Genomic DNA, 26,357 nt, shown 5'->3' with positions numbered 1-26,357 from the left:
AGTTGTTCGCCAATTTGATATTATTCGGGCGACGTTAGACAGCGATGCTAGGTTTGTCTGAGCGGCATGGCTTGCTTGCAGGTGCACGGTGACTTACCTTGGCCTCCCTCAATCGTGCAGTAGCAAAAGACTGTGCATGCCAGTGCAAGACTCTTCCAGCCGAAGCCACGATGGAATCGACATTATCTCTTTGAAACGAAATGGATGCTGGCATGGGAAATTTAGTCGAACTTGATATTCACCCGCTTGACGACGGGTTTGGCGCCGAAGCGCGCGGCGTTGATCTCGCCTCTGCCGACGAAGCCACACTCGATGCGCTGATCAAGGCGTTTGAACATCATGGCGCGCTACTGGTCCGCAATCAGGATTTGCAGCCAGCGGACCTGCTCCGCTATCTCAGCAAGTTCGGCGTTCCCGAAGAACATACGCTCAAAGAATATACGCTGGAAGATTATCCTAACATCTACATTCTGTCGAACCGCGAAGTGAACGGTCGCAAGGGTTCACACTATGATGGCGTGGGTTGGCATACCGACTATTCCTACAAGGAGGAACCGGTGAAATGCACGATGCTCTATGCTCTTGAAGTGCCGACCGGCGGCGGCGATACGCTGCTTGCCGATCTATGCGCCGCTTATGACGCTTTGCCTGCAGAAAAACAGCAGCAGCTCGATTCTCTTGTTCTGCATCATAGTTACAAATATTTCATGGAGAACCGCGAGTTCGGACGGATTAAACTTTCGCCGGAGTTAGAAGCAGAAAACCCCGACGTTTTCCATCCCCTTATCCGCACACATCCTGCGGACGGCCGGAAGGCATTGTGGGTCAGCACGGGGACCGTGCGCGGCATCGTCGGTATGGAGAAGGAAGAGGCCGACGCTTTAATCGATGAACTGATAGAATTCGCCACACAGGAGCGCTTCGTATATCGCCACAAATGGCAGGTCGGCGACGTATTGGTGTGGGATAATCGCTGCACGCTGCACACCGGCACCAAATATGACGACGCCAACAGCTATCGCGTCGCCTATCGTCTATGGGCAAAAGGCGACAAACCTTTCTGAGCCAAAAAGCCGGGTTAGCCCCAATGGCCCCGCAACGGTCCGTTCCTTGCACTCACGAAAGAGATATTATCGATGCAAACCAAAACCTGGTTCATTACGGGCGTGAGTGGTGGCTTCGGGCGAGCAATCGCCGATGCTGCATTGGAACGCGGCGATCGCGTGTTCGGGACCGTCCGCAAGAAAGAGGATAGCATCGCCTTCGCAAAGAGTGCACCGGACCGTGCGACCGGATTGATCCTCGACGTGCGCGACGATGAAGCAGTGCGCGCAACCGTGGATCAAGTGGCCGGACAAGGCGGCATCGACGTTCTGGTCAACAATGCGGGATATTGCTTGTCAGGAGCAGTCGAAGAAGCTTCATCAGCAGAAATTCGTGCACAGATGGACGTTAATTTCTTTGGCGCGGTGTCCCTGCTGCAAGCCGTTCTGCCGCATATGCGCGCGCGCAAGACCGGTCATATCTTCAACATCACGTCTGTTAGCGGTCTTGCGTCATGGATGGGCATTGCTTTTTATTGCGCGTCAAAACACGCGTTGGAAGCGGTGGGCAAGGCATTGGCACAGGAAGTGTCCGATTTGGGCATCAAGGTCACAAATATCGAGCCTGGCGCATTGCGAACCGGTTTCAACCGCGCTGGTGCGCTCACGCGTGCTCAGCGGACGATCGATGATTACAAGCCAACCGCAGGAACGGCGTGGGACATATTGTCACAATCGGCAGGGCAGGAAGCGGGCGATCCGGCACTGGCGGCCCAGGCCCTTCTTGCTGCTCTTGATGCCGAACAACCACCGATGCAGTTGATGCTTGGCGCGGATGCTGTTTTCTACGCGGATCGCGAGCAGGCTGCACGAATGGAAGAAGCGGCGCGTTGGATGCCGGTCACTATGGCGGTCAATCACGCTGACCAGCCCCCGACGCTCGGCGACTGAACCACGCGTCCCAATATGAAGGGCCCAATAGGAAGAGGACGTTATGCCCTCTGCCTAGCAGCCCTCTGCCAGCAAGTCTGCGTCCTTTTGACGCAGCTCGGTTTTCAAGACCTTGCCATAGCTGTTCTTGGGCAGGCTCGGAACGAAACGATAATGGCGCGGCCGCTTAAAGCGGGCTATATGCTGTTGGCACAAGGCATCGAGCGCCGCGGCGTCAGACTCTGAACCGACGACAAAAGCCACGACCTCTTCCCCCCATTCCTCGCTAGGCCGACCGATCACGGACGCTTCCGACACGTCCGGATGCGTGAGCAACACTTCCTCGACCTCGCGTGGATAGATGTTTGTTCCTCCCGAAATGATCAAATCTTTGGATCGATCTTTCAGCGTCAGAAAGCCATCAGCGTCGAGCGTACCGAAGTCGCCAGTGTGAAGCCAGCCATCCCGGAGTGCTTCTGCCGTTGCGTCCGGGTCACCCCAATAGCCGCGCATCACACTATCGCCCCGGACCACCACCTCGCCGACTTCTCCGGGCTGCACTGGCCGACCTTCAGCATCGACGGTCCGTACCAACACAGCAGTTTGTGCCACCCCGACTGAAGCCAGCCGCTCGCGCCAGCGGGGATGATCACGCTGAGCATGCAGACGGGCGTTGAGCGCCGTAATAGTCATCGGTGTTTCGCCTTGGCCGTAAAGCTGTGTCAGCTTTGGCCCAAAACGATCAAGCGCAGCCAGGCAATGCTCAAGATACATCGGACCTCCCCCATAGATAATCGCCTTGAGATTGCGCGTATCGCGCTCCTGTTTATCCTCGACCAATCGCTTGACCATCGTGGGTGCGGCAAAAAATACGACTCCGGGCCATGCAAGAATCAGGTCATATATTTCATCGACTTCGAAGCCGCCGCTGGCGGGAACGACATTGCAGCTAGCCTGCATCACATGGGGCAGCGCATAGAGACCTGATCCGTGGCTCATCGGCGCAGCATGAAGGATCGCGGTCCAGGGAGAGACCGGGTCAACGTCGCTGATATAGCAAAAACTCATGGCGAGCAGATTGCGGTGTGTCAGTGTCGCGCCTTTGGGGCGCCCTGTGGTGCCACTGGTATAGAATATCCAGGCATCGTCGTCGGCATTGCGCGATTCCATCACTATCGGAGGATGTTCCAGCCATTGATGATATTCAGCTCCGCCGATCAACATCCATTTCGCCGAACCCGCTTCTTGACCGCCCAATCCCTCCGTTACGAAGCAAAGGCTTAACCCTGAATTTTCGACGATGAACCGAACCTCTGCAGGATGCAGCTTTGCATTGATCGGAACGACAACAAGCCCGGCGTGCCAACATGCAAAGAGGATTTCGAGATATTCCGCACAATTTTTTGCCAGCAAGCCCACCCGGTCGCCAGGCGCCAGTCCACCGCTCCGCTGTAGCGCGCCAGCAAGACATGCGGCGCGATGCGCGGCGGTCGCATAGTCGTAAACGACCTCTCGCCCGACCGCTATTGCGGGTGCCGTCGGAAAGCATTGTCCCGCCCGCGTCAAGAAAGTCGCTATATTCATTCCATCTTACTCACATGATATAATCTGACTCGATCACACCTGTTACGGCGCGAATGTGTTGACCTCGTATAGCAAACCCCATATCGTATCTCTACAAAGAATAATGTTTCTCTGTGCGAAACGAAAATCAGGTCTGGGCACAACACAGGCAGAAAGTGGGTAGGATGACTAACGGCGCGGAAAATACTGCCTTTCTTCGAAAGCGATGGGCAATTTTTGGTGTAATCAGCCTGTATTTCTTTCTGATAACAGCCGCGACATTCAGTTCTCTGGGAGTCGTTCTGCCGTTTATGATCGAAGATCTGGGCTGGTCGCGACTCGAGGCAGGCACTGGCTTTTCGTTGCTGGCATTGATGGTCGGGATCGCAGCACCCGTACCTGCTTATCTCCTTCGCCGGATTGGGCCGAAAGCAACCTATTTGATAGGCGGCATGCTTGTCGTTCTTGGAACGGTACTGCTAGCAACAACCCAGTCTCTGATCCAATATTATATCGGCGCTTCAGTCCTGGGCTTCGGCTACGGGATGTGCGCATCTGTCCCTGCCATCTATCTGATCACGACGTGGTTTCCAGAGCGGCAAGCTTTCGTAATCGGCACCTACATGACTATCGGGGCAGCAGGCGGTATTGCCGCACCGTTCATGGTTACCACTGCAATCGGAACGCTAGGGGGCTGGGCGGCACACTGGTGGATGCTGGCTGGAGCGATGGCATTCCTGTCTGTACTCGTCCTGCTAATCATCCGCCCCGCGCCAGTCGAAATTCCTGCCAGCATTCGCAGGCTGACCGAAGCGCTGCGCGATGTCGGTGATGACGACCGCGTGCATCGCTCACGGCGTGATTGGACTGTACGAGGGGTCATGCGAACCCCGCAATATTACATTATTGTTTTCTCGCTGACGCTGATCTTGCTGTGCAGCGTGACCATGAATACCTGGGCATTCACTCACATGATGGCCCTTGGCGTATCGACAACGATGGCCGCTACGGTTTTGAGCACCCAGGCAGTAGTCAATGCTCTTTCCCGCATCGTGGGCGGATCGCTCGCGAACCACGTTGACCCGAAATGGTTGCTTGTGTCGGCGCTGCTATCTTATGTCATGGGTATGGTCGCCCTGTCTTTTGCCGACAACCCGGTCGCATTGTGGCTGTTCGCCCTCGGCGACGGCTATGGGTTCGGGATGTGCTATTTTGCCACAACCATGTTGCTGGTGAACTATTATGGTTCGAAAGTGAATCCGGAAATATTGGGCGGCATGAACTTCATCACCACACTGGCTATGATCGGTCCTGCACTGGCGGGGATGATAAGCGATTCAATTGGGGGTTTCGTGTGGGTATTCCGCGGCTGTGCCGTGCTGCTGCTGGTTTTTTCCATCATCGTCATCGCTATGCGTCCCCCCAAAGATGCCGAGGACAAGCCCGAACCGGATGTTGCGCCAGCATGACCGGCCAGACCCGCCCTGCTCCGCACAATTTGCGTCTCAGGATGCGAAATCGCGAGTCGCTGCGCGGCACTTTTGTCAAGATACCTCATCCGCAAGTCGTGGAATTGCTGGGTGCCGAGGGCATAGATTTTCTCGTTCTCGATGCCGAGCACGCTGCGTTTGACATCCAGGCACTCGACAGCTGCATCATGGCTGCGCGAACGTGGTCGGTGCCAGCGTTGGTTCGTGTACCGTCTATCGACAGCCCGTTGATTGCCGCCGTGCTCGACATGGGCGCACAGGGAATTCTTCTGCCGCACGTATCCACGGTCGCGGCAGCCGAAGAAGGATTGCGGGCTGCACTCTATCATGGCGGCGAACGTGGGCTGACAGGGTCCAGTCGGTCGGGTGATTATGGCGGTAATGCGAGCCTCGACGCCTATACCCGGCGGGCTGATTCGGAAGTCGTCATCATCGCCCAGCTCGAAGATTGCGAGGCGCTGGAGCATATCGGTCAAATGGCAAAGCTTGACCGGGTGGACGGATTTTTCATCGGGGCTGCTGATCTGGGATTGTCTCTTGCCAACAGCGGACCGGATGCTCCGACCCTAAACGATGCCATGGAGCAGCTCATCACAACAGTGGCCGCGGCTGGGCGTCCGCTGGGCACTTATGTTGACCGGATCGACCAAGCGGCGAAACATGCTGCCCAAGGATATCACTTCCTTGCGATCGGATCCGATCAGACAATGATCCGTCGCGCAGCATCCGCAATCAAAATGGCTTGAATATACCTGCCTGGTCGCAGCTTGAACAATTGTGCACCATCCTCAACTTCGCTTCCGCATCATGGGATGTCGCCACATCGTTTCGGCCAAATCACATGTTATTGGATCCTAGGCCAGTATCATATTTGCCGGCATGCCATTGCGTGAACCATTCTCCCTGCCCTCCGGGTTTTTCATCTGACTTTTCTGCTGCCCCACCCGACAGCCGGAAATTCCTTTCGGGCCTCTTGACCCAGACAGCCGACTCCGCTAATTGTATCTACATATGATACGATGTTTCGCTAGGAGAAACAACAATGGTTGAGGATGCAAAAAAGACTACGGCGAAGAACGATTCCGTCGTTCAGGTCTTTAACTGGGATGAACTGGAGCGGGAGCATGTCCGCTCTGGCGTTTCTCGTGCAGCTTTCCGCGGCGACAATGTTTTGATGGTGATGAACTGGCTGCAACCGGGGATGGAAACTCGCCCGCACAACCATCCCTGCGAACAGCTTGTATATGTTGTTCAGGGCCGCATGCGTTTTCACGTCGAAGACGAAGTGCATGATCTTGGCACTGGTGGCCTGCTGCGTATCCCTCCCAACGCGATGCATTATGGTGAGCCACTGGGTGATGAAGTGGTCTTGAATCTCGACGTATTTTCACCAATCCGTGACGACTATAAACATCTTGTCGCCTATCAGGCCGCAGCCTTCGAATAGTGCGTAGCCTTGTTGCCGAATTACGCGAACGCATTCCCGCATCGGCCAGAATGGAGATCTAGATATGTCTGTTATGCTAAATACCGTTGTGACGGCCTTTTCCATTATAGAGAAAATGGCTGAAGTCGGAACACCGGTTGGCGTGAGCGAACTGGCACGACTGCTCGATGTCCGTAAACCGCTGGTCTTTCGTCACCTCAGGACTCTGCGTGAACTGGGTTATGTTGCGCAGGACCCAACCACCGAAAAATATTCACTGACTCCGCGGCTGTTCCATATCGGTCACGCGATCGCCGACCGAATTGATTTCCTCAGCGCTGCGCGGCGCGTCATGCCGGAACTTGCTGCAGCGGCTCGCCTTTCCGTCAGTGTCAGCCGGATAGAGGAGCAAGGAGTTCGCGTCCTCGACATCCTGGAATTCCGCTCGACGATCGAAATCTCTACGCCTCCCGGAAGTCTGTTCGACTTCTTCACATCTGCGCAGGGCAAGGTTGCCATGGCTTTCTTGCCCGATCTTCTGGCGACCCAGATCGGATCGAGCGCAACAATCCATACCGCCCAAGGCCGCGACATCGATGCTGCGACATTGCGTGAAGAACTCGCGCAGGTCCGGACTCAAGGATGGGCGATGTCGGCGCAGGAAGTGCTGACCGGAGTCAATGCGCTCGCCGCGCCGATATTTGATGGAACGGGCGTCCTGACAGGAACACTTGCCATAATCGGGTCGACTCAGGACCTCCCCTCCGATCCGCCGGCCATGCTCATTGAAGCGCTGGTTTCGGCATCACAGAAACTCTCCGAACAACTCGGACACAGGAAAGGCGAAGCGAAATAATGAAATATGCACTGGCTGTTGATATCGGAGGAACCTTTACCGATGTCGTGTTGATCTGTAGCAACGGCAAAGGCTGGACGGACAAGACGCTAACCACCCACCACAATTTGCTCGAAGGCTTTTTCCGGGCGGCGGATTCTGCGCTTAACCAGGCTGGAATAACCCTGGCCGACATCAATGATGTGATCGTTCACGCCACCACGGTCGTCACCAACGTGCTGATCGAACGCAAGGGACCACCGGTTGCTCTGATCACGACTCTGGGTTTTTCGGACGTGCTTTATATCCGGGACGAGCATCGGTACGATATGTTTGATCCTCTGATAGAATATGCGCCGCCATTGATTCCCCGCGAACATACATGGGGGCTTAACGAACGGACTTTTGCCGACGGGAGCATCGGCACCGAGGTAAGCACAGAGGACATTGAAGCACTGCTCCCTGAACTCCGCGACGCCGGAATCCAGGCCATTGCCGTATCACTCCTCAACAGTTACGCGAACCCCGCCAACGAACAGCGGATACGCGATACTCTGCAAAAGGCGGCACCGGAAATACTGGTCAGCCTGTCAAGCGATGTCGCGCCCCAGATGCGTGAATATGAACGGTCGAGCACCGCGGCTATCAACGCCTATGCGATGCCGATCATTACGCCCTATTTTGCTTCCCTAGCCGCGAAACTGCGCGAAGGCGGCGCGACGAGGGATCCGTTTATCATGCTTTCCAATGGCGGAGTTTTGGGCATCCACACTGCGGCCCGATATCCCGTCCGCATGATTGAATCGGGGCCAGCCGCTGGCGCTCTCGTCGCCAGTCACATCGCGCGGCGACACGGCATGGACACGATGATATCCTTCGACATGGGCGGAACGACGGCAAAGGCCTGCCTGATCCAGGGCGGCCAGCCGCTCGTGGTCGGCGAGTTTGAAGTCAGTCGTCAATATTTGTTCAAGCCGGGTAGCGGCATGCCGGTCGCAGTGCCGTCCATCGACATGATCGAAATTGGTGCCGGCGGCGGATCTATCGCGCGTATCGACGAACTCGGTCTGCTAAAGGTTGGACCGGACAGTGCCGGGTCAAACCCTGGCCCTGCATGCTATGATCGCGGAGGAACCGAAGCCTGTGTAACCGACGCTGATCTCGTGCTCGGTATTCTCGACGCCGACAATTTCCTTGGCGGCGATATGAAACTGGCGATCGACAAATCGCGCGCCGCTATCCAGAAACTGGCTGACAAGCTCGACACCTCTCTGGACAAGGCCGCTTACGGTATTTTCAGTGTTGTCGGAGAGTCTATGGCATCGGCTGCGCGGGCCCATGCCACCGACCGGGGGGTCAACTACCGTGGACTGCCTATGCTTGCCTTTGGGGGGGCGGGTCCGGTCCATGCCTGCTATGTCGCCGAACAACTCAACAGTTCCAAAGTCATTTATCCGCCGATGGCCAGCGTTCTCAGCGCGTTCGGCACGCTGGTGACGCCGGTGCGTCTTGATATCGTGCGATCATCGCTAATGCCGTTGACAGATATCGACTGGGACAGGCTCGATTCGATTGTCGAGGCTATGATCGACGAGGGTCGGCACGCAACGCGCGAAGCCGGGGTTGCGGACGAAGACGCCCATTTCAGCCTGTCCGCCGACATGCGGTATCTGGGACAGCAGCATCAGGTCACGGTTGTTTTCGACGAAGATCCACGAACGGCGCGCGACGTAGATGCACTGCGGGCCGCCTTCGAGACAGCCTATGAAAAATTATACGGCGTCCGTCTCGACGACATGGACGTCGAAGTTGTCAGCTGGCGTGTGACGGCACAGGGCGGCACTGCCGAACGAGAAGTGGCGGTCCACCTGCCCGACCAGCCGGGTTCGCCAAAAAAACACCGTCAGGTTTTCATCGACGACCGCCATATGGACGTGCCGGTTTTCGATCGAGGTGCGCTGGCACTGGGTCAGGAAGTCGAAGGACCTGTCATTGTCGAGGAACGGGAAACAACGGCCTTCATCTTGCCGGGATGGACGTTGACGATCGATGAAAGTGGTAGCCTGATTGCAGTGCGCAACTGAAGAGCAGGACAGGTGCCCGTCTTTCAAGGCGGTCGCCCCCTGCTCGTTACATGATCAATTTTTCCATTACCGTGGAGTGGACACCCCGGGATGGATCAAAGCTTGAGAGGAAGAACAGATGGACGGCATTCAACTAGAGATCATGTGGAGCAACATGATCAGCATCGTCAGCGAGCAAGCGCGAGCGCTGCAGCGCACGGCATTCAGTCCGATCGTCCGCGAGGCAGGTGACCTGGCGACTGCGCTATTTGATGCAGATGCGCGTATGGTGGCCCAAGCGATCACCGGAACGCCAGGACATATAAACTCGCTCGGTGCAGCGGCGCGCAACATCATCAAGGTCATTCCACCCGAGCAGCTTGTTCCGGGCGATGTGCTAATCACCAACGATCCCTGGCTGTCGGCAGGGCATTTCTTCGATATAACGATATTGACCCCGATATTTCGGGCTGACCGGCTGATCGGCTATTGCGGATCGACGATCCATCATACGGACATTGGCGGTTATGGTGTTGGTGCCGGTGCCCGTGATATTCACGAGGAAGGCCTTTGGATTCCGGTGATGAAATTATATGATGGCGGCCGTCCGAACCAGTCGCTGCACGACATTATCCGCCGCAACGTTCGCACCCCCGACTCCATCTTCGGTGATCTGGCCGCGCAGGTATCAAGCGGAAAAATAGGCGGCGAACGGCTTAACATGATGTGCGACCGCTATGATCTTGATGATATCGAGCAACTGGCAAACGAAGTAATCCAGCGATCAGAACAGGCGACCCGCGAAGAAATTCGCAAGTTGCAGGCGGGCACCTATCACGGAGAAACGTCGTTCGACGTCCCGGGCGGGGAAATTATCACGCTGAAGACCGCCGTGACCATCGACACCGAAGCCGGTGACATTATCATCGATTTCGATGGCAGTTCGCCGCCCAGCAAAAGCGGCATCAACGTTGTGACCGCCTATACCCATGCCTACAGCAGCTTCGCGATACGAAGCGTGTTGAATCCTGATCTGCCGAACAATGCCGGTAGTCTTGCCCCGATCAAGGTAAAGTCGCCAGACAACTGCATCATCAATGCGCAATATCCCTCGCCGGTCAACGCCCGACACGTCGTCGGCATGTATGTACCATTTCCGATCCTGAAAGCGCTCGCTCCGATATTGCCGGAACGTGTCATGGCCGAAGGATCAGGCGCTGTATGGACCGTGCAGGTCCAGGGCAGGGACAAGAATGGCACCCCCTTCACAAGTTCGATGTTCAACTATTCTGGAGGGACCGGCGCACGCGCATCCAAGCCGGGCCTTTCGGCGACCTGCTATCCCACTGGCGTTTCCGCCGTCGCCATCGAAGTATTGGAGGCATCGATCCCGATCGCCTTCACCGCCAAGGAATTGGTCCGTGGCTCGGGTGGTCATGGGCAGCAGAATGGCGGCGACGGCCAACGCATCAGCTTTCGCATGAGATCAGAACAAGACTGGCTCCTCAATGCGATCCCGAGCCGGTTGCGCCTGGCGGCAGAAGGACTCAACGGCGGCGAACCGGGAGCTTGCGGCTCTTTCCAGATCAACGGTCAGGAGGCAGACGAAGCGCGCAAGATCGCGATGGCTGCCGATGATGAAGTTGTGATGATCACTCCGGGCGGTGGGGGAATTGGCGCTCCTGCGACCGTCTGAATCAAGTCCCATAAAATGTACGGCTTCTCACGCCGCACATCCAAAAAGGAATAAAGGGAAGGTAACGCTGTTGACTGGAATAGACTCAGAAAGTTTTCGTTCGGTTTTGGCCACTTATGCGACAGGCGTTGCTGTAATGACCTGCGCCACGACCGATGGACATATCGGTGCGATGACCGTCAACAGTTTCGCGTCCCTGTCGCTCGACCCGCCGCTCGTGCTGTGGAGCATCGACAATGGGTGCGATCAGGCTCCCAGGTTCAGAGCATCCAGTCATTATGCGGTCAACATACTTTCCGCCAGCCAGCAGGACCTTTCGAACCGCCTTGCCATGCCGGGCGAAAACAAACTTGCCGATATTCCCTACGACAAGGGACAAACCGACACGCCCCTTTTGCACGATTGTTGCGCTCAGCTTGAATGCGAAATCATAAACCGCGTCGCGGGCGGAGATCATATCATCCTGATTGGGCAAGTCATTGCGGCGAAGCATTACGATAGAGAGCCGCTCATTTATCACGGCGGCGGCTATCGTAGTCTTAAGTAAGAGCTTTTCGATGGCAATGGTCGCCTGCCATCAACAATATAATTTATATGGAGAATGATTATGACTTATCCCAATACCTTGATCTTCGTGGATCTGGCGTCAGATGACCCGGAAGCCACCGGAAAGTTTTATGCTGATGTCTTCGGCTGGACCAATGAAGGTCGCCCGGCAGGCGAATATCACCGGCTCGTTCCTGGCGGCAACTTTCTGACCGCCGACGGCAGTGAAAGCCCGACCGGCAATCTGCACATCGGTATCTCCAACAGCAATAACCAGCGACCCCATCCCAACCCCGATGGTATCGGTCCCCGTCCTCTCGCGCGGGGCGCCGCCAAAGCCCGGATCTGGGTGTTGGTGAGTGACGATGACTCCGCCGAGGCGATCCTCGAACGCGCCACCAGCCGCGGTGCTACCGAATTATGGCGCAACCATTATTGGAAGGAATTCAACGGCTATAACGCGGCTTTCGAAGATCCCTGGGGCAATGAAATCGTCATGTGGATCAAGGCTGGAGAGGAACCCGAAGTTCCCGCCAATTTTACCCGCGAGTGAAGGCCAGAACAGAGGAGCGGATCGAGACTGTCTCGTCCGCTCTTTCCGACTAGTCCGAATCCGGACCAAAGACGCGAGCTCCGCGATGCACCGACATGTGACGGCTCTGCCAATGGTCGGTCGTCCGGTGATGCACGCTATCGAGAAGGACCCATTCGCCGGTAATCCTATCGGGCTTGATAGCAATAGCCATATAACCGCGATGGCGTATATCGGTCCAGCGAAGCTCGGGGCTGGCACGGACGATTTCCCGCTCCAGAATTTCGGGATTGCTCCGCAGCTTTGCGTCATATCCCATTGATGTCACGCTGGTCCCACCGAATTCGACACCGGCGGCGCGGCCATCTTGCTCAAGGTCAAAGGCCCAGGCATTATGGCTGTCGCCCGCAAGTACCACCAGGTCGGAATCGGTCGACTGGGCGGCGCGTAACAGACGAGCCCGCGCGGCAGGGACGCCACCCCAATTGTCGAGCATGGCGGGCATCCCCGCCTCTGATAGCTGGATCTCGGCACGGATCGATGATGCCCCGGAAACACCGGCAGGAATGTGATCGAGAGCGGAGCGTGGCATGGCGATGCGCCCCATGTTGACTTGCTGGGACAGGATCTGCCAGCGTGCGCCACGGTCCACGGACCGGCGCATTCCCGAATAGAGCCAATCTTCTTGCTCGGCACCGAGGATGGTATGGGACGGGTCGTCCAGCGCTCCATTCCGAAACGCTTCCAGGCGCTCTGCCAGCCCTTCCTTCCCCGCGCCCAGCACGGAGCGCACGTCCAACGGTGCGGTGCGGGCGGTCAGTCTTGTCTCCAGTCGGAACAATGTCGCAAGGTCACCCAATTCATAGCTCGACCAGTCGGCGTCCCCAACCGGCATCCAGTCACGATAGGCACGAACCGCGGCAGCCTTGCGCTCCGAATAGCTCCCATGTTCTGGCCGGTGATTCTCCGCTCCGTCGCGCCATGCGTCATTGGCGATTTCATGATCGTCCCATTGGGCGATCATCGGAAACAGGCGATGTAGCTCCTGAAGGTCCGGGTCGAGCCGGTGAGCGGCATAGCGAAGACAGTAATCTGCATAGCTGACCGTCTCACCAGTGGGCTCCAGTTGAAGCATCCGCTGTTGCGCTTCCGCCCATTGGTTGAGTTGGCGCTGATACGTGCTGTCACGCGGATATTCGTAAATATAGTCACCGACATGAACCATCAGGTCGATATCGGAGCGACGCGCCGCATGCGCATAGGCGTTGAACCAGCCAAATGTCATCGCCGCGCAGCAAAATACACCCAGACCGAACTTCTCTACCGGCCCGACGGGCAACGTCCGCGTGCGTCCCGTAACCGAACGGGTCCCGTCAGGCGCGATAAAGCGGTAATAATAGGTACGACCCGGCTCCAATCCGCTGATTGAGACGCGAGTAGTATGATCGCGCCGAAGATCGACCATCGCATCTGCACCTGCCACCAGCCGGGTGAATTCGGGGCTATCGGAAATTTCGGCAATCAGCCGGACAGGGCGGCCGGAATGTTCAACGTAGCGGGTCCAGAGCAGAATATGGTCAGGACCCGGCTCGCCACTCGCGACGCCGTGCGTAAAACCGCGCGCGGACAGCATTGCAAATGCCGGACCGTCCGCGATTAACGCGCCGGCCCCCAGTCCTCCTGCGATTAACAATTGCCGGCGGTCTAAGCGCAATGCCATAATCGAACTTTCATCGTCGGAGAATGGAAAGGTCCGGCAATGCCAGGCATCGCCGGACCTGTCATATTCAGAACCGGTATTTTCCGGTCAATCGGAAGGTGCGTCCTGCATTGGGCATGACGCCAACTTCTTCATATACACCCTGAAGCGGAGTAAAATATTTCTCGTTGAAGAGATTGTCGATATTAAGCGTGAGGTTCACCCGTCCTACTTCGACGAAAGCTGCCGCTCGCGTATTGAAATAGGATGGCAGAACCACTCCCCCGTCGATCTTGCCGCCGGTCTTCGAAACATAGGTTGTGCCTAATGTTCCCCCGATCGTTCCGAAAGACAGTTCCGGAGACGTATAGGTAATGAACGTCGAATAGACTTCTTTCGGCGTAACATTACGGCGATAGCCATTCTGGAGCTCCGTCAAGCAGCTCGCGTTCAACGCAGCAAACAGTCCACCATATGCCTGCTGTCCCGTAAGACCCAGACGGGATGGTGGCAACACCACGAATTCGCCCTGACCCGAACCACAGGTCCCCGGAGCTCCGATAGTGAAATCCTGGATCGTTGCCGTGCCCGTCCAGGTAAAATAGTCGGACAAGAGGACGCGAAGCTCGGCTTCCCATCCCTTGCCAGTTTCACCGATGAAATTGCCGAAAGGATCTCTAACCACCCGTTTCTGCTTGTAATATGCGAGCGAGCCTTCGACCCGCTTGTTCAGCGTAGCGAACTTCACGCCCAATTCTGTCAGCTTTGAGTCACGCAACAGAGAGCCACTTCGAACACTTGGGGCTGGTGCACCACCGGCCTCGTCAGTCGACGGAACGGAACTTTCCGCATAGGTGAAATAAGGGACCAACCCGAATGGCGTCTTGTAATTGACGCTGATTGCGTAGGAAAAATCGTCCTCTTTGGAGTGAAACAACGTATTGGCGTCGGCCGGGTTGAAAATCACCGTGCCGGTATCAATCGATCGCGCACTATAATGGTCGTAACGACCGCTGCCGTTAATCGACAGCGCATCCCACAAGGTAAGATCCAGAACGCCAGCAAGGCCCGTCGTTTTGATTCGCGACTCCTGATTACGCTCCCATTCGATGCCAATATTGCCCGGTTCGCTTGAAAAGGGACTATCGAGAATATCATTTGGCATGGCGCCGACCGAAATATCGCGCCTGTCCAGAGTTAAGAAACCCCCATTGTAGTTTGCCTGCGCGAGAGCGTCATAGATGCGGTGTGACGCTGCTGTGAAGAATTCCAGCTTTACGGCATCGCTGATCTCGAACTTGTGCTGATATGTGAGGCGTGCCTCGAACACTGCCGAATCGATCTGGGTGGCGAAGCCGGATGACACGAACACACGGGCGTCCACATTCTCATAAAAGAGCTGCGCTTTCAGCGTCGAGTTGTCGAATGTCTTGGTCAGATCGAAATAGCCGGTAAAGGTTTCCGCATTCTGGACTTCCTGGCCAGGCGAAATGAACTGCTGGCGGCGACTAAGCTGGGTGGTGCCGACTCCCGTATCCAGATCGAACGCTGTTCCAGGGACAGCGGGCGCGGTACCGCCATAGTCTATGAACTGACGAATATTGGACAGACCAAAAAAACGACCAACGGATGCATCAATCTCGTTTGGTGTCAGGCGGCCATTGCCATCGGTATCCTGAAGATCGGTATCACGGCCAGTAATATAGGTCCCGTTATCGACGAGATCCTGCGTCACACGATTCCAGCCGGGATTCTGATAGTATCCCCGGGTGTTGAGATACATTCCACCGACTTCGACTTCGAAATCATTTGGCAGTTCGTGCAGAAAGGATGCCTGCACCAATTCGTGCTGGGGTTTACGCCCGATGACGAAATCCTTGGAATCTTCAAACTCGCCATACAATGAAACCCCGGCCTTGCGTCCGCCAAGCAAGAAGGGATGATTATATTCAAATGTTGCGACCTTCTTGTCGTAGCTGCCAATGGTGAAACCGACGATCGCTTCCGGTCCGGCGGCAAGCGACTTTTCATCAAGAACCGCGGTCTTCGGATAGATATTCATCAGACCGCCCATACTCCCCGAGCCGAGGATCGCCGGCGTGGGACCGCGCACCAGTTCGATGCGTGAGCTGGAACCTATCGGGGCAGGATACAAGCCACTATTCTGCGTACGGCGGAAGCCGCGGAAATAATTGTCCGCCTTTGTACCGCGAATACTGACCGCACCGGGCACCCCAAAGAAGCTGCCGCTGAACGTTCCGGGTGAAGTGGTAATGAAATCATCAATATCTTCGATGCCGTAGCGATCCAGGGTCAGCTCGCTGACGACGCTAACCGATCGTGGCGTTTCAGTCAGTGGTTTGCTGATACCGCCGATTGTCGCGCTGTTACGTTCTTTGAACAGGCCCGCGCGATCCGCAGTAACGACAATCTCGTCCGTTCCAGTCTCTTCATCTGCTTCTTGCGCGAAGGCTGGTGTCGTAACGACGATCGTGGCAGCAGCCGCGAGCAGCCATGCGCGTGTCCGGCGCCGGGGCGCACTCATTACGGCGGCGTCTGGATCATTAAATTGTGCAATCCTTGTCATATTGTCCCCTCCGACTCTACGGCCCCTTGATTCGGCGCTCGTATGGTCTCTCCCAAATTAGCTTAATCGTTTAACCTGTCGAGGTCTGCGCGATCTCGCCCCTAATGTCAAGCATTTGGCTGAATGCCATTGATCGCGCGAGAATATTGAATGCCGACACGTGCCGAAGCCCTAACGTTGAAGAACCGAATCGCGCTTAACCACCGCCATATCGAGCTGAAGCAGGGTTCGCGGACTATCGTCTCCGTCGATTCGGCGAGCCAGCAACTCGAACGCCTGCTTTCCGAGAGCCAGAAAGGGCTGTTTCACGGTGGTTAGCTTGGGCGTGGTAAAGCGGCCCCAGCTAATATCGTCGAAACCTGCAACCGATATATCCTGCGGGACGCGATGGCCGGTTTCATGCAGGAAACGGATAACACCCAGAGCAATCAGATCATTACCGCACACAATCACACTGCTCTCGCTATCCGCAAGTTGATCGCGCACCTGGCGTGACAGGTCGATGGAGAAAGGATTCTCTTCCTGCCAATCGATAGCCCCGTGCTCGCAGAACCGGTTGATAAAGCCTTCGGCACGCAGTTGTGCGCTGGCAAGCGCCATTGGTCCGGTGACGACCCCGACATTACGATGCCCGATTTCAAAAAGATAATCTGCGAGCTGACTCGCGCCATCGTAACAATCCGCCGCTACGCTGTCATAATCGGGCAGAGGGCGATCAACCACGATGATCGGGATCTCTTCGCGCAACTCCGCAAGGCTGTCGTCGCCAGTTGTGGGGCACCAGATGATCCCGTCAGCACCCCGGGCCAGCAGGTCGTGTGCGCCCGACCTCTCCGCCTCTACACCGTTACAGGAATCAATCAGAAAAACCGCATAGCCGGCTTCGTTTGCCGATTGCTGGATCGACTGGGCCAGCAGAGGGAAAAAGGGGTTGGTCAAATCCGGCAGAATCAATCCGATGGTGCGCGTTTTCCCCGTGCGCGTAGCTTTTGCCGAATGGTTGGCACGGTAGTTCAGGCGCTTGGCTGTTGCGCGAATACGCTTGGTAATATGCGCGCCTACTGCGCCTGTACCGTTGAGGGCATAGGAGACGGTCGTGATTGATACGCCGACCTCGGTCGCAATATCCTGCAATGTCGCACGCTTGGGCCGAATCTTCTTTTTATCCATAAACACCGTTCCTTGAAAGGGAGGCCGAGCCGTCGTCTATGCTCAAGATCGATTGCCTGCAACCGTGCGTCAATAGGTTGACTTAAACGTTTATGTCAATTAGCTGAACTGAGCTGAGCAAATGACAAGCAGGATCGGCCCTTAATATGCGTGTGACGGTAATAGGCAGCATCAATTCAGATATCGTTATGTCCGTCGATCGATTTGCGATGTCGAATGAGACCGTAATCGGCCAATCCGACTATGTCCTGGCGCAGGGAGGCAAGGGTGCCAACCAGGCAGTGGCCGCCGCGGCAGCGGGAGCTGCGGTTACGATGGTCGGTTGTGTGGGCGGAGACAGTTTTGGCCAAAGCGCTCTAGCAGATCTTGAGAGTCATGGCGTCGATTGTCGATACGTCCGCACCATTCCCGATGCCACGACAGGGCTGGCATCGGTGATCGTCGACAGTGACGGCAACAATATGATTGTCGTCGCGCCCGGCGCAAACAGCCGGTTGACGGTGGAGGCCGTACAAGCAGCCGAAGAGCTGATCGCGAATTCGGATGTGGTGCTGTTACAACTGGAAGTGCCATTGCCAACGGTGGCAGAAGCTGTGCGTATCGCACGTTCCCATGGTGTACGCGTCATCCTCAATCCTGCACCCGCGTCCGTCAAGCTTCCCGCCTGGCTGTCCGACCTCGACATCATTATTCCCAATCAGCATGAATTGAGAATTCTCAGCGACGGCGCTGCGACAGGAGAAGAAGGTTCCGCCGCCCTCCTCGATGCTGGTGTCGGCATGGTTATCGTAACGCTGGGCGGGGACGGATGCCTGCTGTCCAAGCCCGGCTGGCAACAGCGAATCGCGCCCTATAAGGTCGACGCAATCGATACCACAGGCGCGGGCGATATTTTTTGTGGTTTCCTTGCGGCACTGACCGCCGGAGGAGCCAGCATTCAATCTGCCGTCGAGGCAGCCAATGCCGCCGCCGCGATTTCCGTGACTCGCTCGAACGCTCGAAAGAGCATCCCGACCATGAAAGACGTCGACCAGTTCATGTCGCGTCACGAACCGGTTCTGACGGACGGGCTGGCCCATTCATGAAATTTTTTGCCGACACCGCTGAAATCGCTGATATCCAGAGACTGGCTGCGACCGGTTTGATCGATGGCGTCACTACGAACCCGTCACTGATCAACAAATCAGGACGCGATTTCATCGAAGTGACAAAGGAAATTTGCGCGCTTACCGACGGACCGGTGTCGGCCGAAGTCATCGCTCTCGATCATGCCACGATGATGAAAGAGGCAAACGTCCTGCGCAAAATCGCTGAGAATGTCTGCATCAAGGTTCCGCTGACCATAGACGGCCTCAAAACCTGCAAGGCGCTGACCGATGAGGGTGCGATGGTCAACGTCACTCTATGTTTTTCCGCTGCACAGGCACTGCTCGCTGCCAAGGCGGGTGCGACTTTTGTTTCCCCCTTCGTCGGACGGCACGACGACAACGGCTTTGACGGCATGCAGCTGATCGCTGACATCCGCCTGATCTATGATAATTATGACTATAACACCCAGATTCTGGTCGCGAGCGTGCGACACGCTATCCATATATTAGAAGCCGCAAAAATTGGCGCTGATGCAATCACCGCCCCGCCCGCCGTCATCGAGGGTTTGTTCAGACATATACTGACCGAAAAAGGCATTGAGGGATTTCTCGCTGATTGGGCAAAAACGGATCAGTCAATCTTATGATGAGGGTCCCTGAAAGGCAAAGGGATCGGTATGCCATGTGCAAATGGCGGCACATCTATAGTCAAAACAGGTGCTTCGCGATGCCCTATATTTCCGACCTAGGCGTTTCGTCTGGGAGTCCACAGACAAACAAGGCCTTTGGATGAACCGAAAGGCCAGACGATAACAGGAGAGCCCAAATGACTGAAAAACACACGGACTATGAAATCCATCCGCCGCGGCAACGCTGGACGCATCTGGCGCTGATCGTTAAGGATATCGAGAAGACAATCGCCTGGTATGAGAAATATACGCATCTGGAAGTTCTGTCGCGCAACGAGGATGGTCAGGGCTATGGGGCGTGGATGGCCGACCGGGAAGATGCTGAATCACCCTTTGTCCTCGTTCTCGCGCAGTTTTTTGAAGGCATGGATCCCTTCGCTCCAGCCGAGCACGGCACGCTTGGTCCCTTCGCGCATATCGGCATTGAGGTGATGGCACGTGAAGACGTCGACCGTCTGGCGGCGATGGGCAAGGAAGACGGATGTCTGGCATTAGGGCCGACGCAAATGCCTGCTCCAGTCGGATATATATGCTTCCTGAAGGATCCTGACGGCAATACGGTAGAATTTTCATATGATCAGGGCGTCTACGAAACGGCCCGGAAAGTTTGGTCGAGTGACGCCACTTGAGATCGCTCTAGCTTATCTCGATTCCTTTGCGAGCGGCGACCCGGACCGGGTTGCCGCTTGTGTTACGGAAGATTTCCGTAACGATCAGATGGGCGCGCTCGGAAGCCGGTTTCAGGGGAAATCCCAGTATCGTGAGCGGCTCGCGAGCTTCCTCGAACGCTTTGCAGGCTTGTCCTACACTCCCTGTGATCCGTTCGCGACGGGAAATCGCGTTGCACTTCCTTATCGAATGACAGCAACCGATGCGGGCCATCCGATCGCGATCGACGGCGTCATGATCATTACAATACGCGATCAGCTCGTTTGCGCGCGGGTCGATTATTGGGACGGACTCACCTATCTCCAGCAAATGGAAATGGCACCGGTAACGCCAGACGGGGATGCCTGAATAAAAGGAGGGTCGCAGATGGTCCAGAAAAACGTCGATACGCTGATCACGGGCGCGACTGTCATTACCATGGACAGCGATCGCCATATCATCATTGATGGTGCGCTGGCGATTGATGACGGCCTCATCGTTGCTGTCGGATCATCAGCCGATGTCCAATCCGGCTACTGCGGACGCCGAACGATCGATGCCGACGGGCAGATAATTACCCCTGGCTTCATCAACGGTCACGTCCATATCACCGGCGATCCGCTGACACGCGGCTTCATGCCCGATACAGTCGACTATCGTGATCCGGCCAATTTCGAACGATGGGTCTTGCCACGATTCGCTTCTCACAAGCCGGAAGACGAACATGTGTCGGCAAAACTCGCCGCGCTGGAAATGCTGAAATGCGGAATTACCTGCTTCATCGAAGCCGGTACCGTCCGTCACCTTGACGAAGCCGTCGCCGGATTGGACATGCTGGGCATCCGGGCGCGGGTATCTCCGTGGACCGAAGGCCGTGCGTTCGACGACACCCAGGATGCCGCGGAGCTGGAACATGTTGCGATCGAAGGCCTTGAACGGGCAACAAAGGCTTGGCCCGCCGGCGCTTCCAACCGTATCGAAGCCTGGCCAATACTGATTGGTCACAACGTCCATTCAGATGGCGTATGGCATGCCGCCAAATCAATCGCAGATCGCGACGGCAGCTGCATAACGGCGCATATGAGTCCCTACCAGAACGATACCGACTGGTATCTGGCGACTTACGGGCGACGGCCCGTTGAACATCTCGCCGATCTCGGCGTTCTGGGTCCAAACATGTTGCTGACCCATGTGACGCATCTCAGCGAGAGCGAATGCGACCTGTTGGTCGAGCATCGTTCGGGTATCATTTTCTGCCCGCTTGCCGCGATCAAGGGAGGTTTTGATGTTGCCGGATCGGGCCGGCAGCCCGAATTGGTAGCGCGCGGTGTACCGATGTTATTGGGAACCGATGGTTATGACTGCGACCTGATGCGCCAGATGCCAATCGCAGCCGGACTGTTCAAGATGCTGCGGAAGGACAATAAGCTGTTTCCCTGCCACCAGATGCTGGAAATGATCACGATCGGCGCGGCAGAAGCGCTGGGCCTTGCCGATATCATCGGATCGCTTGCAGTGGGCAAGCGGGCCGATCTCATCTTCCATGACACAAATCGGCCGGAACTGCGCCCGCTGCTTAATCCCGTTAACCAGCTTGTCTGGTCAGCAGATGGCCGTGGCGTAAACAGCGTATGGATTGACGGAGAATGCCTGATCGAGGGAGGACGCTCGACACGAATTGACGAGGATGACTTCTTTGCAAAAGTGCAGGAATCCGGAACAGCCCTGATCGAGCGTGCAGGCCTGCCGTTCGAATCACCCTGGCCCATTGTGGGTGGAACACGCGTCAGCACACCCTTCTCATAGGAGTTAATAATGTTATCCTCAATTGATCGTCGTCTTCTCCTCAAGTTGGGCAGCTTTGGTCTTGGGGCGCTGTCGATGAGCGGCGGTGCGATGGCGTTCAACAGCCTGACGCATGCTCGCGGGTTTACGCACGGCATAGCCAGTGGAGAACCCGGTTCAACATCGGTACTGCTCTGGACACGATATATCCCCGACCATAGCGATATCGGCAGACTGGAAGTTGAAATATCAGAATATCCCGATTTCCGTCGCATCGTGAGTGGAGGCGCAGCGCGCACCGGTGCCTTTCGCGATTGGACAGTGAAAATCACGGTCGACAACTTGCGTCCGAAAACCCGCTATTACTATCGGTTCATAGCGGCTGATGGAACCCGCTCCCAGGTCGGACAGACACGCACTCTGCCTGATGGAGCAGTAGACCAGTATCGGATCGCTATCTTTTCTTGCGCCAACATGCCTTATGGATATTTCAACGCCTATGGTCACGCTGCGGAGCGCGATGACATAGATCTTACCATTCATCTGGGCGATTATTATTATGAATATGGACCCGGCACCTATCCGGCGCTGAAGGATGCGGTGCCGGGCCGACCACTGCCGGACGCGGAAGCCTTCCATCTAGCAGACTATCGCATTCGCCACGCCAGCTATCGTGCCGACCCCGATTTGCAGCGCTTGCATCAACGCCATGCCATGGTTGCCTTGTGGGATGATCATGAGATCGCGAATAACAGCTGGGAAGGCGGATCGAGCGGTCACTCCGCTGATAAGGGAGATTTCGTACTGCGCAAAGCTGCCGCGGTTCAGGCCTATCGTGAATGGATGCCGGTGTCCGACACACCGTGGGAATATTATGACATTGGCAATCTCGCCCGGTTCCACCGTACTGAAACACGAATTCTGGCCCGGTCAAAGGCGCCCAGCGTCAGTGCTCTTCATAAAGAAGCCGATCCGCTGACGGCTTTGAAGAGATTTCGGGACGGCCCGTGGCTTGATCCGGCTGCAACGATGATGGGTAGCCAGCAGGAAAACTGGCTCGCGAATCAGCTAAAAGAATCGACGTCACGGCAGCAACATTGGCAAATTGTCGGAAGCGGTACCGTCCTGTCGAGCAATGTAATGCCGCCAGAGGCAGTCGAATGGGTCGCCGGTTCCGGCTCTGCCGGCAATCGCCGTTTTGTCGAAATGGCAGCTCTGGCCACCAGTCTCGGGCTCCCCGTAAATTTCGACTCATGGGGCGGCTATCCCGCTGCGCGCAGTCGCTTTCTCACAAGCGCGCAGGAAGCCGATGCCAATCTGATCTTCATCGCAGGGGATACGCATAACGGCTGGGCTTATGACCTGGTGGAAGACGGCCAAAAAGCGGGCGTGGAATTTGCTACCCACAGCGTGACGTCGCCGGGGATAGAAGAGGCAGCGCCCGGTTACGACGCGCGGCGCATCAGTAACAGCTTCGTTGAGGCGTCGCCCAATCTGCGGTGGTGCGACGTCAGTCAGCGCGGCTATATGACGCTGGATATGACGCCCGAACGCGCGGTGAGCGAATGGCTGTTCTTGGATACAGTTGCACGCCGCAGCTTCGCACTCGCCGGCACGCACCGACTGGCCGTCCGCAAGGATCAACGGTCCATTGAAGCGGTCTGATCCGAACCGGAAATAGCGCACGAAAGAGAAATCAACCACGCGATAAACGCCATAGGTAAGACCCAAGCTTTGCTTCCAGCCAAGACGAAGGATGGCGGCGCAGCAGAAGAATTTGCGCCTCAAGGCAATTTGGGCACAGCAACCAGACCGGTTTCGAAAAGCTGGCGGGCCGCCGCGAACAGCAGCGCATCTGCACCGGGGGCCGCGACCAGCTGAATTCCCAACGGAAGTGCGCCATCGTGCACCAACGGGACAACGAGGGTTGGCAGTCCGATGAGGCTTATCGGCTGAGTAAAAGTTCCAAGGTAACTTCTTGCGGTTCTGACCACCCCGTCGAACATTATGGTGGGATCTTCGATGAGAGGAGCCGAACCGGACCCAGGCACTGCCGGCACAATATAGACGTCATTATACTCGAACTGTTTTTCCGCTTGACCGCCAGCCCAATATTGGAAGCGCTTTGCTTGCAAATAATCGTCGGCAGGCATTAGCAGAGCCGCGAGGAAGCGATCTCTGGTAGCGGGTTCGTAACCCATGGGCGTGCGCGTCACCATGGTTCGATGCAGGTTGGCTGCTTCCGCTCCGGTAATAAGCGAAGCCGCCGCCCGGGCCAATTCGGCATGCTGCAGCTCGGTCGTCCGGCCGCCTACGGCGGATACGAGATTCTGTATCAAGGTTCGAAATTCGACATCAAGATTTTGGTCAAACCAGCCACCGAAGCGTCCAAACCGAAGGTCACCGCGTGGAATCGCGCATTTTTCTGGGGCAAAATCACGCAATACGTCACGGACGAGCATCAAATCGTCAAGATCCCGCGTCAAGGGACCGACGTCGTCAAGGCTGGGAACGAACGGATAGGTTCCCTGACGGGAAAAATCCAGATGTGTGGGCTTGAAGCCGATGATACCGCACAGGGCGGCGGGAACACGAAGCTGCCCATTGGCATCGAAGCCAAGCGAGAAAGGTACCGCCTCGCTAGCGACCGCAACCGCAGAACCTCCACACGCTCCGCCCGCGAGGCGTTTTTCATCGTGGGGATTGATCGACGTACCGCTGAGAGCATTGACGCCCTCGAAGCCATAGCCAAACTCATCCATGTTTTGCGTGCCGATCAGAATTGCGCCCGCGCGTTCAAGCATCTGGATGGATTTGGCATCTGCCGCCGACAAACGCGCTCCACTCCTTATCTGCGCGCCAGCCATCGTGCGTTCAACCGCAACGTCGAACATTTCGGCAACGCCGAATGGAACACCGGCAAGAGGGCCTGGATCGAGACCCGCCAAAACGGTATTGTCGATCGCCTTTGCCCGATGCAATGCTCTCTCTTCGAATATCCGGGTAAAACCGCTTCGCTCGCTCCCCAACTGCTCGATATGCGCGATTGCGCTGCGACAAATATCAAGCGCAGACACACGACCTGCGCGTACGTCGACGGCGATTGCCTGTGCTGTGCGACGATGGCAGGATGTCATGGGAAATACTTCGGAGCTAGCTCATGTCGTTCGTCGAGGGGCAGCCGGCGAACGGTTTGCGCATGTTTTTGCAACACCACCAGATTTTCGATAATCCCGTCGATACAATTGTCGGGCACCTCGTAGCCTGCTTCGGCAAGGCGGGAGCGGACGGAAGAACGGGTGGGTTTCTGAAAACTCTTTTCCTCTTCCGAATCCATGGTCTTTCTTCCGCTTCCTGACTTTATGACACCGACTTTAGTCGATGAACGGACTACGAACAAGAAAATGCTTAATTCTCCCGGCCGATAGGCGCGAGTTCCTCTGTAACTAACGGAAAATCGAGTGAAGCCGCCATCAGATCAGGCGGCGGGTGCTATCATTGGCCGAAAGCGCGCTGCGGCAGGACAATATATGCTTGCCGGTACGGAGAATCCCCTGTTGCGTCGGCCGCCGCGCTGGGGCAGAGGCTAAACGGAAACCAAGGCACGAGTGGATGATGGACATGGATCTCGACGGACAATTGATTTGCATATTTGGCGGCGGCGGCTTTTTGGGCCGCTATATTGCGCAGGCCCTGATGGCCCGCGGCGCGCGCCTGCGTATTGCCGAGCGCAATATCAAGAACGCCTTTCACATAAAGCCGCTGGGCAATCTCGGTCAGACCCAGTTTGTCAGCGCCGACATTACCAAGGCCGACAGCGTCGCCCGCGCGGTCCATGGATGCGACGGGGTGGTCAACCTTGTCGGCATATTGAATGGCAATTTCGAACGGGTCCATGTCGACGGTGCACGCAATGTTGCCGAGGCGGTCGCCCATGCGCGATGCCATACGTTGCTGCATATGTCAGCAATTGGCGCCGATACGGCCTCTCCGTCCCGCTATGGCAGGAGCAAGGGCGAGGGCGAACAGGCGGTTCTCAAAGCCTTCCCCGACGCGATAATTTTCAGGCCGTCGATTATCTTTGGCCGGGAAGACCAGTTCATCAACCGCTTCGCCGCCATGATCCAGATGTTGCTCATCGTGCCGGTCATTGGCAGCAACACGAAATTCCAGCCGGTCTTCGCCGGCGATGTTGCCGATGCCGCGGCGGAAGCGATGAGCCATCCGGAACTTTACGCAGGACAGACCTTCGAGCTCGGCGGACCGGAAATGATCAGCATGGGCGACCTCAACCGGCGGATTGCAAAAATGACCGGTCGCCACAGGGTGTTTGTCGATATTCCGGATTTCGCCGCGAAAATGCTGGCAGCCCTGCCCGGCACACCGATCACATCAGACCAGTATAAGATGCTGCAGAATGACAATATCGTCGCGGCAGGTGCTAAGGGGCTTGACGCCTTTGGGGTCGCACCGACCCCGCTCGCTGCGGTCGCCCATGGCTGGATGGAAAAATATACCAACCATGGCCGCTTCGGCGCACGCGCCAAAGCGAGCTAGAAGCCGCCCG

The 26,357-nt window shown here is 56.4% G+C and carries 23 protein-coding genes; 17 read left to right on the top strand and 6 right to left on the bottom strand.

Annotated features, from left to right (window positions below; genetic code table 11):
- Window positions 1-212 precede the first annotated feature (212 nt).
- Both ACN0VD_RS02475 and ACN0VD_RS02470 read left to right on the top strand, forming a co-directional pair.
- A complete protein-coding gene (locus ACN0VD_RS02475; RefSeq protein WP_417591254.1) occupies window positions 213-1,064 on the top strand; it encodes a TauD/TfdA dioxygenase family protein in 852 nt (283 codons plus the stop codon).
- A 72-nt stretch (window positions 1,065-1,136) separates the two neighbouring features.
- Entirely contained in the window at window positions 1,137-1,994 is an 858-nt protein-coding gene (locus ACN0VD_RS02470) for an oxidoreductase (protein ID WP_417591252.1), read from the top strand.
- A gap of 54 nt (window positions 1,995-2,048) precedes the next feature.
- On the opposite strand, the gene ACN0VD_RS02465 is transcribed toward ACN0VD_RS02470, so the two are convergent.
- Window positions 2,049-3,557, bottom strand: coding sequence for an AMP-binding protein (locus ACN0VD_RS02465; RefSeq protein WP_417591250.1), 1,509 nt, complete (start codon window positions 3,555-3,557; stop codon window positions 2,049-2,051).
- 164 nt (window positions 3,558-3,721) lie between these two features.
- On the opposite strand from ACN0VD_RS02465, the gene ACN0VD_RS02460 reads away from it, so the two are divergent.
- The 8 genes from ACN0VD_RS02460 (at window position 3,722) to ACN0VD_RS02425 (ending at window position 12,145) form a co-directional block, all read left to right on the top strand.
- Entirely contained in the window at window positions 3,722-5,005 is a 1,284-nt protein-coding gene (locus ACN0VD_RS02460; RefSeq protein ID WP_417591248.1) for a CynX/NimT family MFS transporter, read from the top strand.
- On the top strand, window positions 5,002-5,772 hold the full coding sequence (locus ACN0VD_RS02455; RefSeq protein ID WP_417591246.1) for an HpcH/HpaI aldolase family protein: 771 nt from the start codon (window positions 5,002-5,004) through the stop codon (window positions 5,770-5,772). Before ACN0VD_RS02460 ends, ACN0VD_RS02455 begins: the two co-directional genes overlap by 4 nt.
- Window positions 5,773-6,068: 296 nt before the next feature.
- Window positions 6,069-6,473, top strand: coding sequence for a cupin domain-containing protein (locus ACN0VD_RS02450; protein ID WP_417591244.1), 405 nt, complete (start codon window positions 6,069-6,071; stop codon window positions 6,471-6,473).
- Between the two features lie 64 nt (window positions 6,474-6,537).
- On the top strand, window positions 6,538-7,308 hold the full coding sequence (locus ACN0VD_RS02445; protein WP_417591242.1) for an IclR family transcriptional regulator: 771 nt from the start codon (window positions 6,538-6,540) through the stop codon (window positions 7,306-7,308).
- The gene (locus ACN0VD_RS02440; RefSeq protein WP_417591240.1) at window positions 7,308-9,371 is read left to right on the top strand and encodes a hydantoinase/oxoprolinase family protein; all 2,064 of its coding nucleotides are present in this window, start codon (window positions 7,308-7,310) and stop codon (window positions 9,369-9,371) included. The genes ACN0VD_RS02445 and ACN0VD_RS02440 overlap by 1 nt, the downstream gene beginning before the upstream one ends.
- 118 nt (window positions 9,372-9,489) lie before the next feature.
- Window positions 9,490-11,046, top strand: a complete 1,557-nt coding sequence (locus tag ACN0VD_RS02435; RefSeq protein WP_417591238.1) for a hydantoinase B/oxoprolinase family protein — start codon at window positions 9,490-9,492, stop codon at window positions 11,044-11,046.
- Window positions 11,015-11,593 (top strand): flavin reductase family protein, encoded by a 579-nt coding sequence (locus tag ACN0VD_RS02430; RefSeq protein ID WP_417591236.1) that lies wholly within the window; start codon window positions 11,015-11,017, stop codon window positions 11,591-11,593. Before ACN0VD_RS02435 ends, ACN0VD_RS02430 begins: the two co-directional genes overlap by 32 nt.
- A 60-nt stretch (window positions 11,594-11,653) precedes the next feature.
- On the top strand, window positions 11,654-12,145 hold the full coding sequence (locus tag ACN0VD_RS02425; protein ID WP_417591234.1) for a VOC family protein: 492 nt from the start codon (window positions 11,654-11,656) through the stop codon (window positions 12,143-12,145).
- Between the two features lie 49 nt (window positions 12,146-12,194).
- Here the strand turns inward: ACN0VD_RS02425 and ACN0VD_RS02420 are convergent, their stop codons facing one another.
- From ACN0VD_RS02420 to ACN0VD_RS02410, 3 genes are all read right to left on the bottom strand, one after another.
- Window positions 12,195-13,844: an alkaline phosphatase D family protein gene (locus ACN0VD_RS02420; RefSeq protein ID WP_417591232.1), complete on the bottom strand. Its 1,650-nt coding sequence runs from the start codon at window positions 13,842-13,844 to the stop codon at window positions 12,195-12,197.
- Between the two features lie 67 nt (window positions 13,845-13,911).
- Window positions 13,912-16,410 (bottom strand): TonB-dependent siderophore receptor, encoded by a 2,499-nt coding sequence (locus ACN0VD_RS02415; RefSeq protein ID WP_417591230.1) that lies wholly within the window; start codon window positions 16,408-16,410, stop codon window positions 13,912-13,914.
- Window positions 16,411-16,581: 171 nt separating this feature from the next.
- Window positions 16,582-17,580 (bottom strand): LacI family DNA-binding transcriptional regulator, encoded by a 999-nt coding sequence (locus ACN0VD_RS02410; RefSeq protein ID WP_417591228.1) that lies wholly within the window; start codon window positions 17,578-17,580, stop codon window positions 16,582-16,584.
- Window positions 17,581-17,726: 146 nt separating this feature from the next.
- Here ACN0VD_RS02410 and rbsK point away from each other — a divergent pair, with 146 nt between their 5' ends.
- The 6 genes from rbsK (at window position 17,727) to ACN0VD_RS02380 (ending at window position 23,455) form a co-directional block, all read left to right on the top strand.
- Window positions 17,727-18,665, top strand: coding sequence for a ribokinase (gene rbsK / locus ACN0VD_RS02405; protein WP_417591226.1), 939 nt, complete (start codon window positions 17,727-17,729; stop codon window positions 18,663-18,665).
- A complete protein-coding gene (gene fsa, locus ACN0VD_RS02400) occupies window positions 18,662-19,315 on the top strand; it encodes a fructose-6-phosphate aldolase (protein ID WP_417591224.1) in 654 nt (217 codons plus the stop codon). Before rbsK ends, fsa begins: the two co-directional genes overlap by 4 nt.
- A gap of 179 nt (window positions 19,316-19,494) precedes the next feature.
- Window positions 19,495-19,986: a VOC family protein gene (locus ACN0VD_RS02395; RefSeq protein WP_417591222.1), complete on the top strand. Its 492-nt coding sequence runs from the start codon at window positions 19,495-19,497 to the stop codon at window positions 19,984-19,986.
- Complete coding sequence (locus ACN0VD_RS02390; protein ID WP_417591220.1) at window positions 19,973-20,374, top strand: nuclear transport factor 2 family protein; 402 nt, start codon at window positions 19,973-19,975, stop codon at window positions 20,372-20,374. Before ACN0VD_RS02395 ends, ACN0VD_RS02390 begins: the two co-directional genes overlap by 14 nt.
- Before the next feature lie 18 nt (window positions 20,375-20,392).
- Window positions 20,393-21,811: an amidohydrolase family protein gene (locus tag ACN0VD_RS02385; RefSeq protein WP_417591218.1), complete on the top strand. Its 1,419-nt coding sequence runs from the start codon at window positions 20,393-20,395 to the stop codon at window positions 21,809-21,811.
- Window positions 21,812-21,820: 9 nt separating this feature from the next.
- Entirely contained in the window at window positions 21,821-23,455 is a 1,635-nt protein-coding gene (locus ACN0VD_RS02380) for an alkaline phosphatase D family protein (RefSeq protein ID WP_417591216.1), read from the top strand.
- A gap of 119 nt (window positions 23,456-23,574) precedes the next feature.
- Here ACN0VD_RS02380 and ACN0VD_RS02375 read toward each other — a convergent pair whose 3' ends face one another.
- Together ACN0VD_RS02375 and ACN0VD_RS02370 are read right to left on the bottom strand one after the other, a co-directional pair.
- On the bottom strand, window positions 23,575-24,927 hold the full coding sequence (locus ACN0VD_RS02375) for an AtzE family amidohydrolase (RefSeq protein ID WP_417591214.1): 1,353 nt from the start codon (window positions 24,925-24,927) through the stop codon (window positions 23,575-23,577).
- On the bottom strand, window positions 24,924-25,127 hold the full coding sequence (locus ACN0VD_RS02370; RefSeq protein ID WP_417591212.1) for a DUF4089 domain-containing protein: 204 nt from the start codon (window positions 25,125-25,127) through the stop codon (window positions 24,924-24,926). The genes ACN0VD_RS02375 and ACN0VD_RS02370 overlap by 4 nt, the downstream gene beginning before the upstream one ends.
- Before the next feature lie 278 nt (window positions 25,128-25,405).
- Between ACN0VD_RS02370 and ACN0VD_RS02365 the strand changes: the two genes are divergently transcribed.
- Window positions 25,406-26,347: a complex I NDUFA9 subunit family protein gene (locus tag ACN0VD_RS02365; protein ID WP_417591601.1), complete on the top strand. Its 942-nt coding sequence runs from the start codon at window positions 25,406-25,408 to the stop codon at window positions 26,345-26,347.
- Window positions 26,348-26,357 lie beyond the last annotated feature (10 nt).

This window comes from Parasphingorhabdus sp., from assembly GCF_048267785.1.
Classification (GTDB): Bacteria; Pseudomonadota; Alphaproteobacteria; order Sphingomonadales; family Sphingomonadaceae; genus Parasphingorhabdus.
The sequence above is the reverse complement of the archived record's forward strand: the minus strand, read 5'-3'. Positions and strand labels throughout refer to the sequence as shown.

Bases quoted from the DNA above. Each gene is read 5' to 3' on its own strand.
- ACN0VD_RS02455 (WP_417591246.1), top strand. From the start codon at position 5,002: ATGACCGGCCAGACCCGCCCTGCTCCGCACAATTTGCGTCTCAGGATG.
- ACN0VD_RS02365 (WP_417591601.1), top strand. From the start codon at position 25,406: ATGGACATGGATCTCGACGGACAATTGATTTGCATATTTGGCGGCGGC.
- rbsK (WP_417591226.1), top strand. From the start codon at position 17,727: ATGCGTGTGACGGTAATAGGCAGCATCAATTCAGATATCGTTATGTCC.
- ACN0VD_RS02465 (WP_417591250.1), bottom strand. From the start codon at position 3,557: ATGAATATAGCGACTTTCTTGACGCGGGCGGGACAATGCTTTCCGACG.
- ACN0VD_RS02415 (WP_417591230.1), bottom strand. From the start codon at position 16,410: ATGACAAGGATTGCACAATTTAATGATCCAGACGCCGCCGTAATGAGT.
- ACN0VD_RS02450 (WP_417591244.1), top strand. From the start codon at position 6,069: ATGGTTGAGGATGCAAAAAAGACTACGGCGAAGAACGATTCCGTCGTT.
- fsa (WP_417591224.1), top strand. From the start codon at position 18,662: ATGAAATTTTTTGCCGACACCGCTGAAATCGCTGATATCCAGAGACTG.
- ACN0VD_RS02385 (WP_417591218.1), top strand. From the start codon at position 20,393: ATGGTCCAGAAAAACGTCGATACGCTGATCACGGGCGCGACTGTCATT.
- ACN0VD_RS02420 (WP_417591232.1), bottom strand. From the start codon at position 13,844: ATGGCATTGCGCTTAGACCGCCGGCAATTGTTAATCGCAGGAGGACTG.
- ACN0VD_RS02460 (WP_417591248.1), top strand. From the start codon at position 3,722: ATGACTAACGGCGCGGAAAATACTGCCTTTCTTCGAAAGCGATGGGCA.
- ACN0VD_RS02380 (WP_417591216.1), top strand. From the start codon at position 21,821: ATGTTATCCTCAATTGATCGTCGTCTTCTCCTCAAGTTGGGCAGCTTT.
- ACN0VD_RS02445 (WP_417591242.1), top strand. From the start codon at position 6,538: ATGTCTGTTATGCTAAATACCGTTGTGACGGCCTTTTCCATTATAGAG.
- ACN0VD_RS02395 (WP_417591222.1), top strand. From the start codon at position 19,495: ATGACTGAAAAACACACGGACTATGAAATCCATCCGCCGCGGCAACGC.
- ACN0VD_RS02475 (WP_417591254.1), top strand. From the start codon at position 213: ATGGGAAATTTAGTCGAACTTGATATTCACCCGCTTGACGACGGGTTT.
- ACN0VD_RS02470 (WP_417591252.1), top strand. From the start codon at position 1,137: ATGCAAACCAAAACCTGGTTCATTACGGGCGTGAGTGGTGGCTTCGGG.
- ACN0VD_RS02435 (WP_417591238.1), top strand. From the start codon at position 9,490: ATGGACGGCATTCAACTAGAGATCATGTGGAGCAACATGATCAGCATC.
- ACN0VD_RS02425 (WP_417591234.1), top strand. From the start codon at position 11,654: ATGACTTATCCCAATACCTTGATCTTCGTGGATCTGGCGTCAGATGAC.
- ACN0VD_RS02375 (WP_417591214.1), bottom strand. From the start codon at position 24,927: ATGACATCCTGCCATCGTCGCACAGCACAGGCAATCGCCGTCGACGTA.
- ACN0VD_RS02370 (WP_417591212.1), bottom strand. From the start codon at position 25,127: ATGGATTCGGAAGAGGAAAAGAGTTTTCAGAAACCCACCCGTTCTTCC.
- ACN0VD_RS02410 (WP_417591228.1), bottom strand. From the start codon at position 17,580: ATGGATAAAAAGAAGATTCGGCCCAAGCGTGCGACATTGCAGGATATT.
- ACN0VD_RS02440 (WP_417591240.1), top strand. From the start codon at position 7,308: ATGAAATATGCACTGGCTGTTGATATCGGAGGAACCTTTACCGATGTC.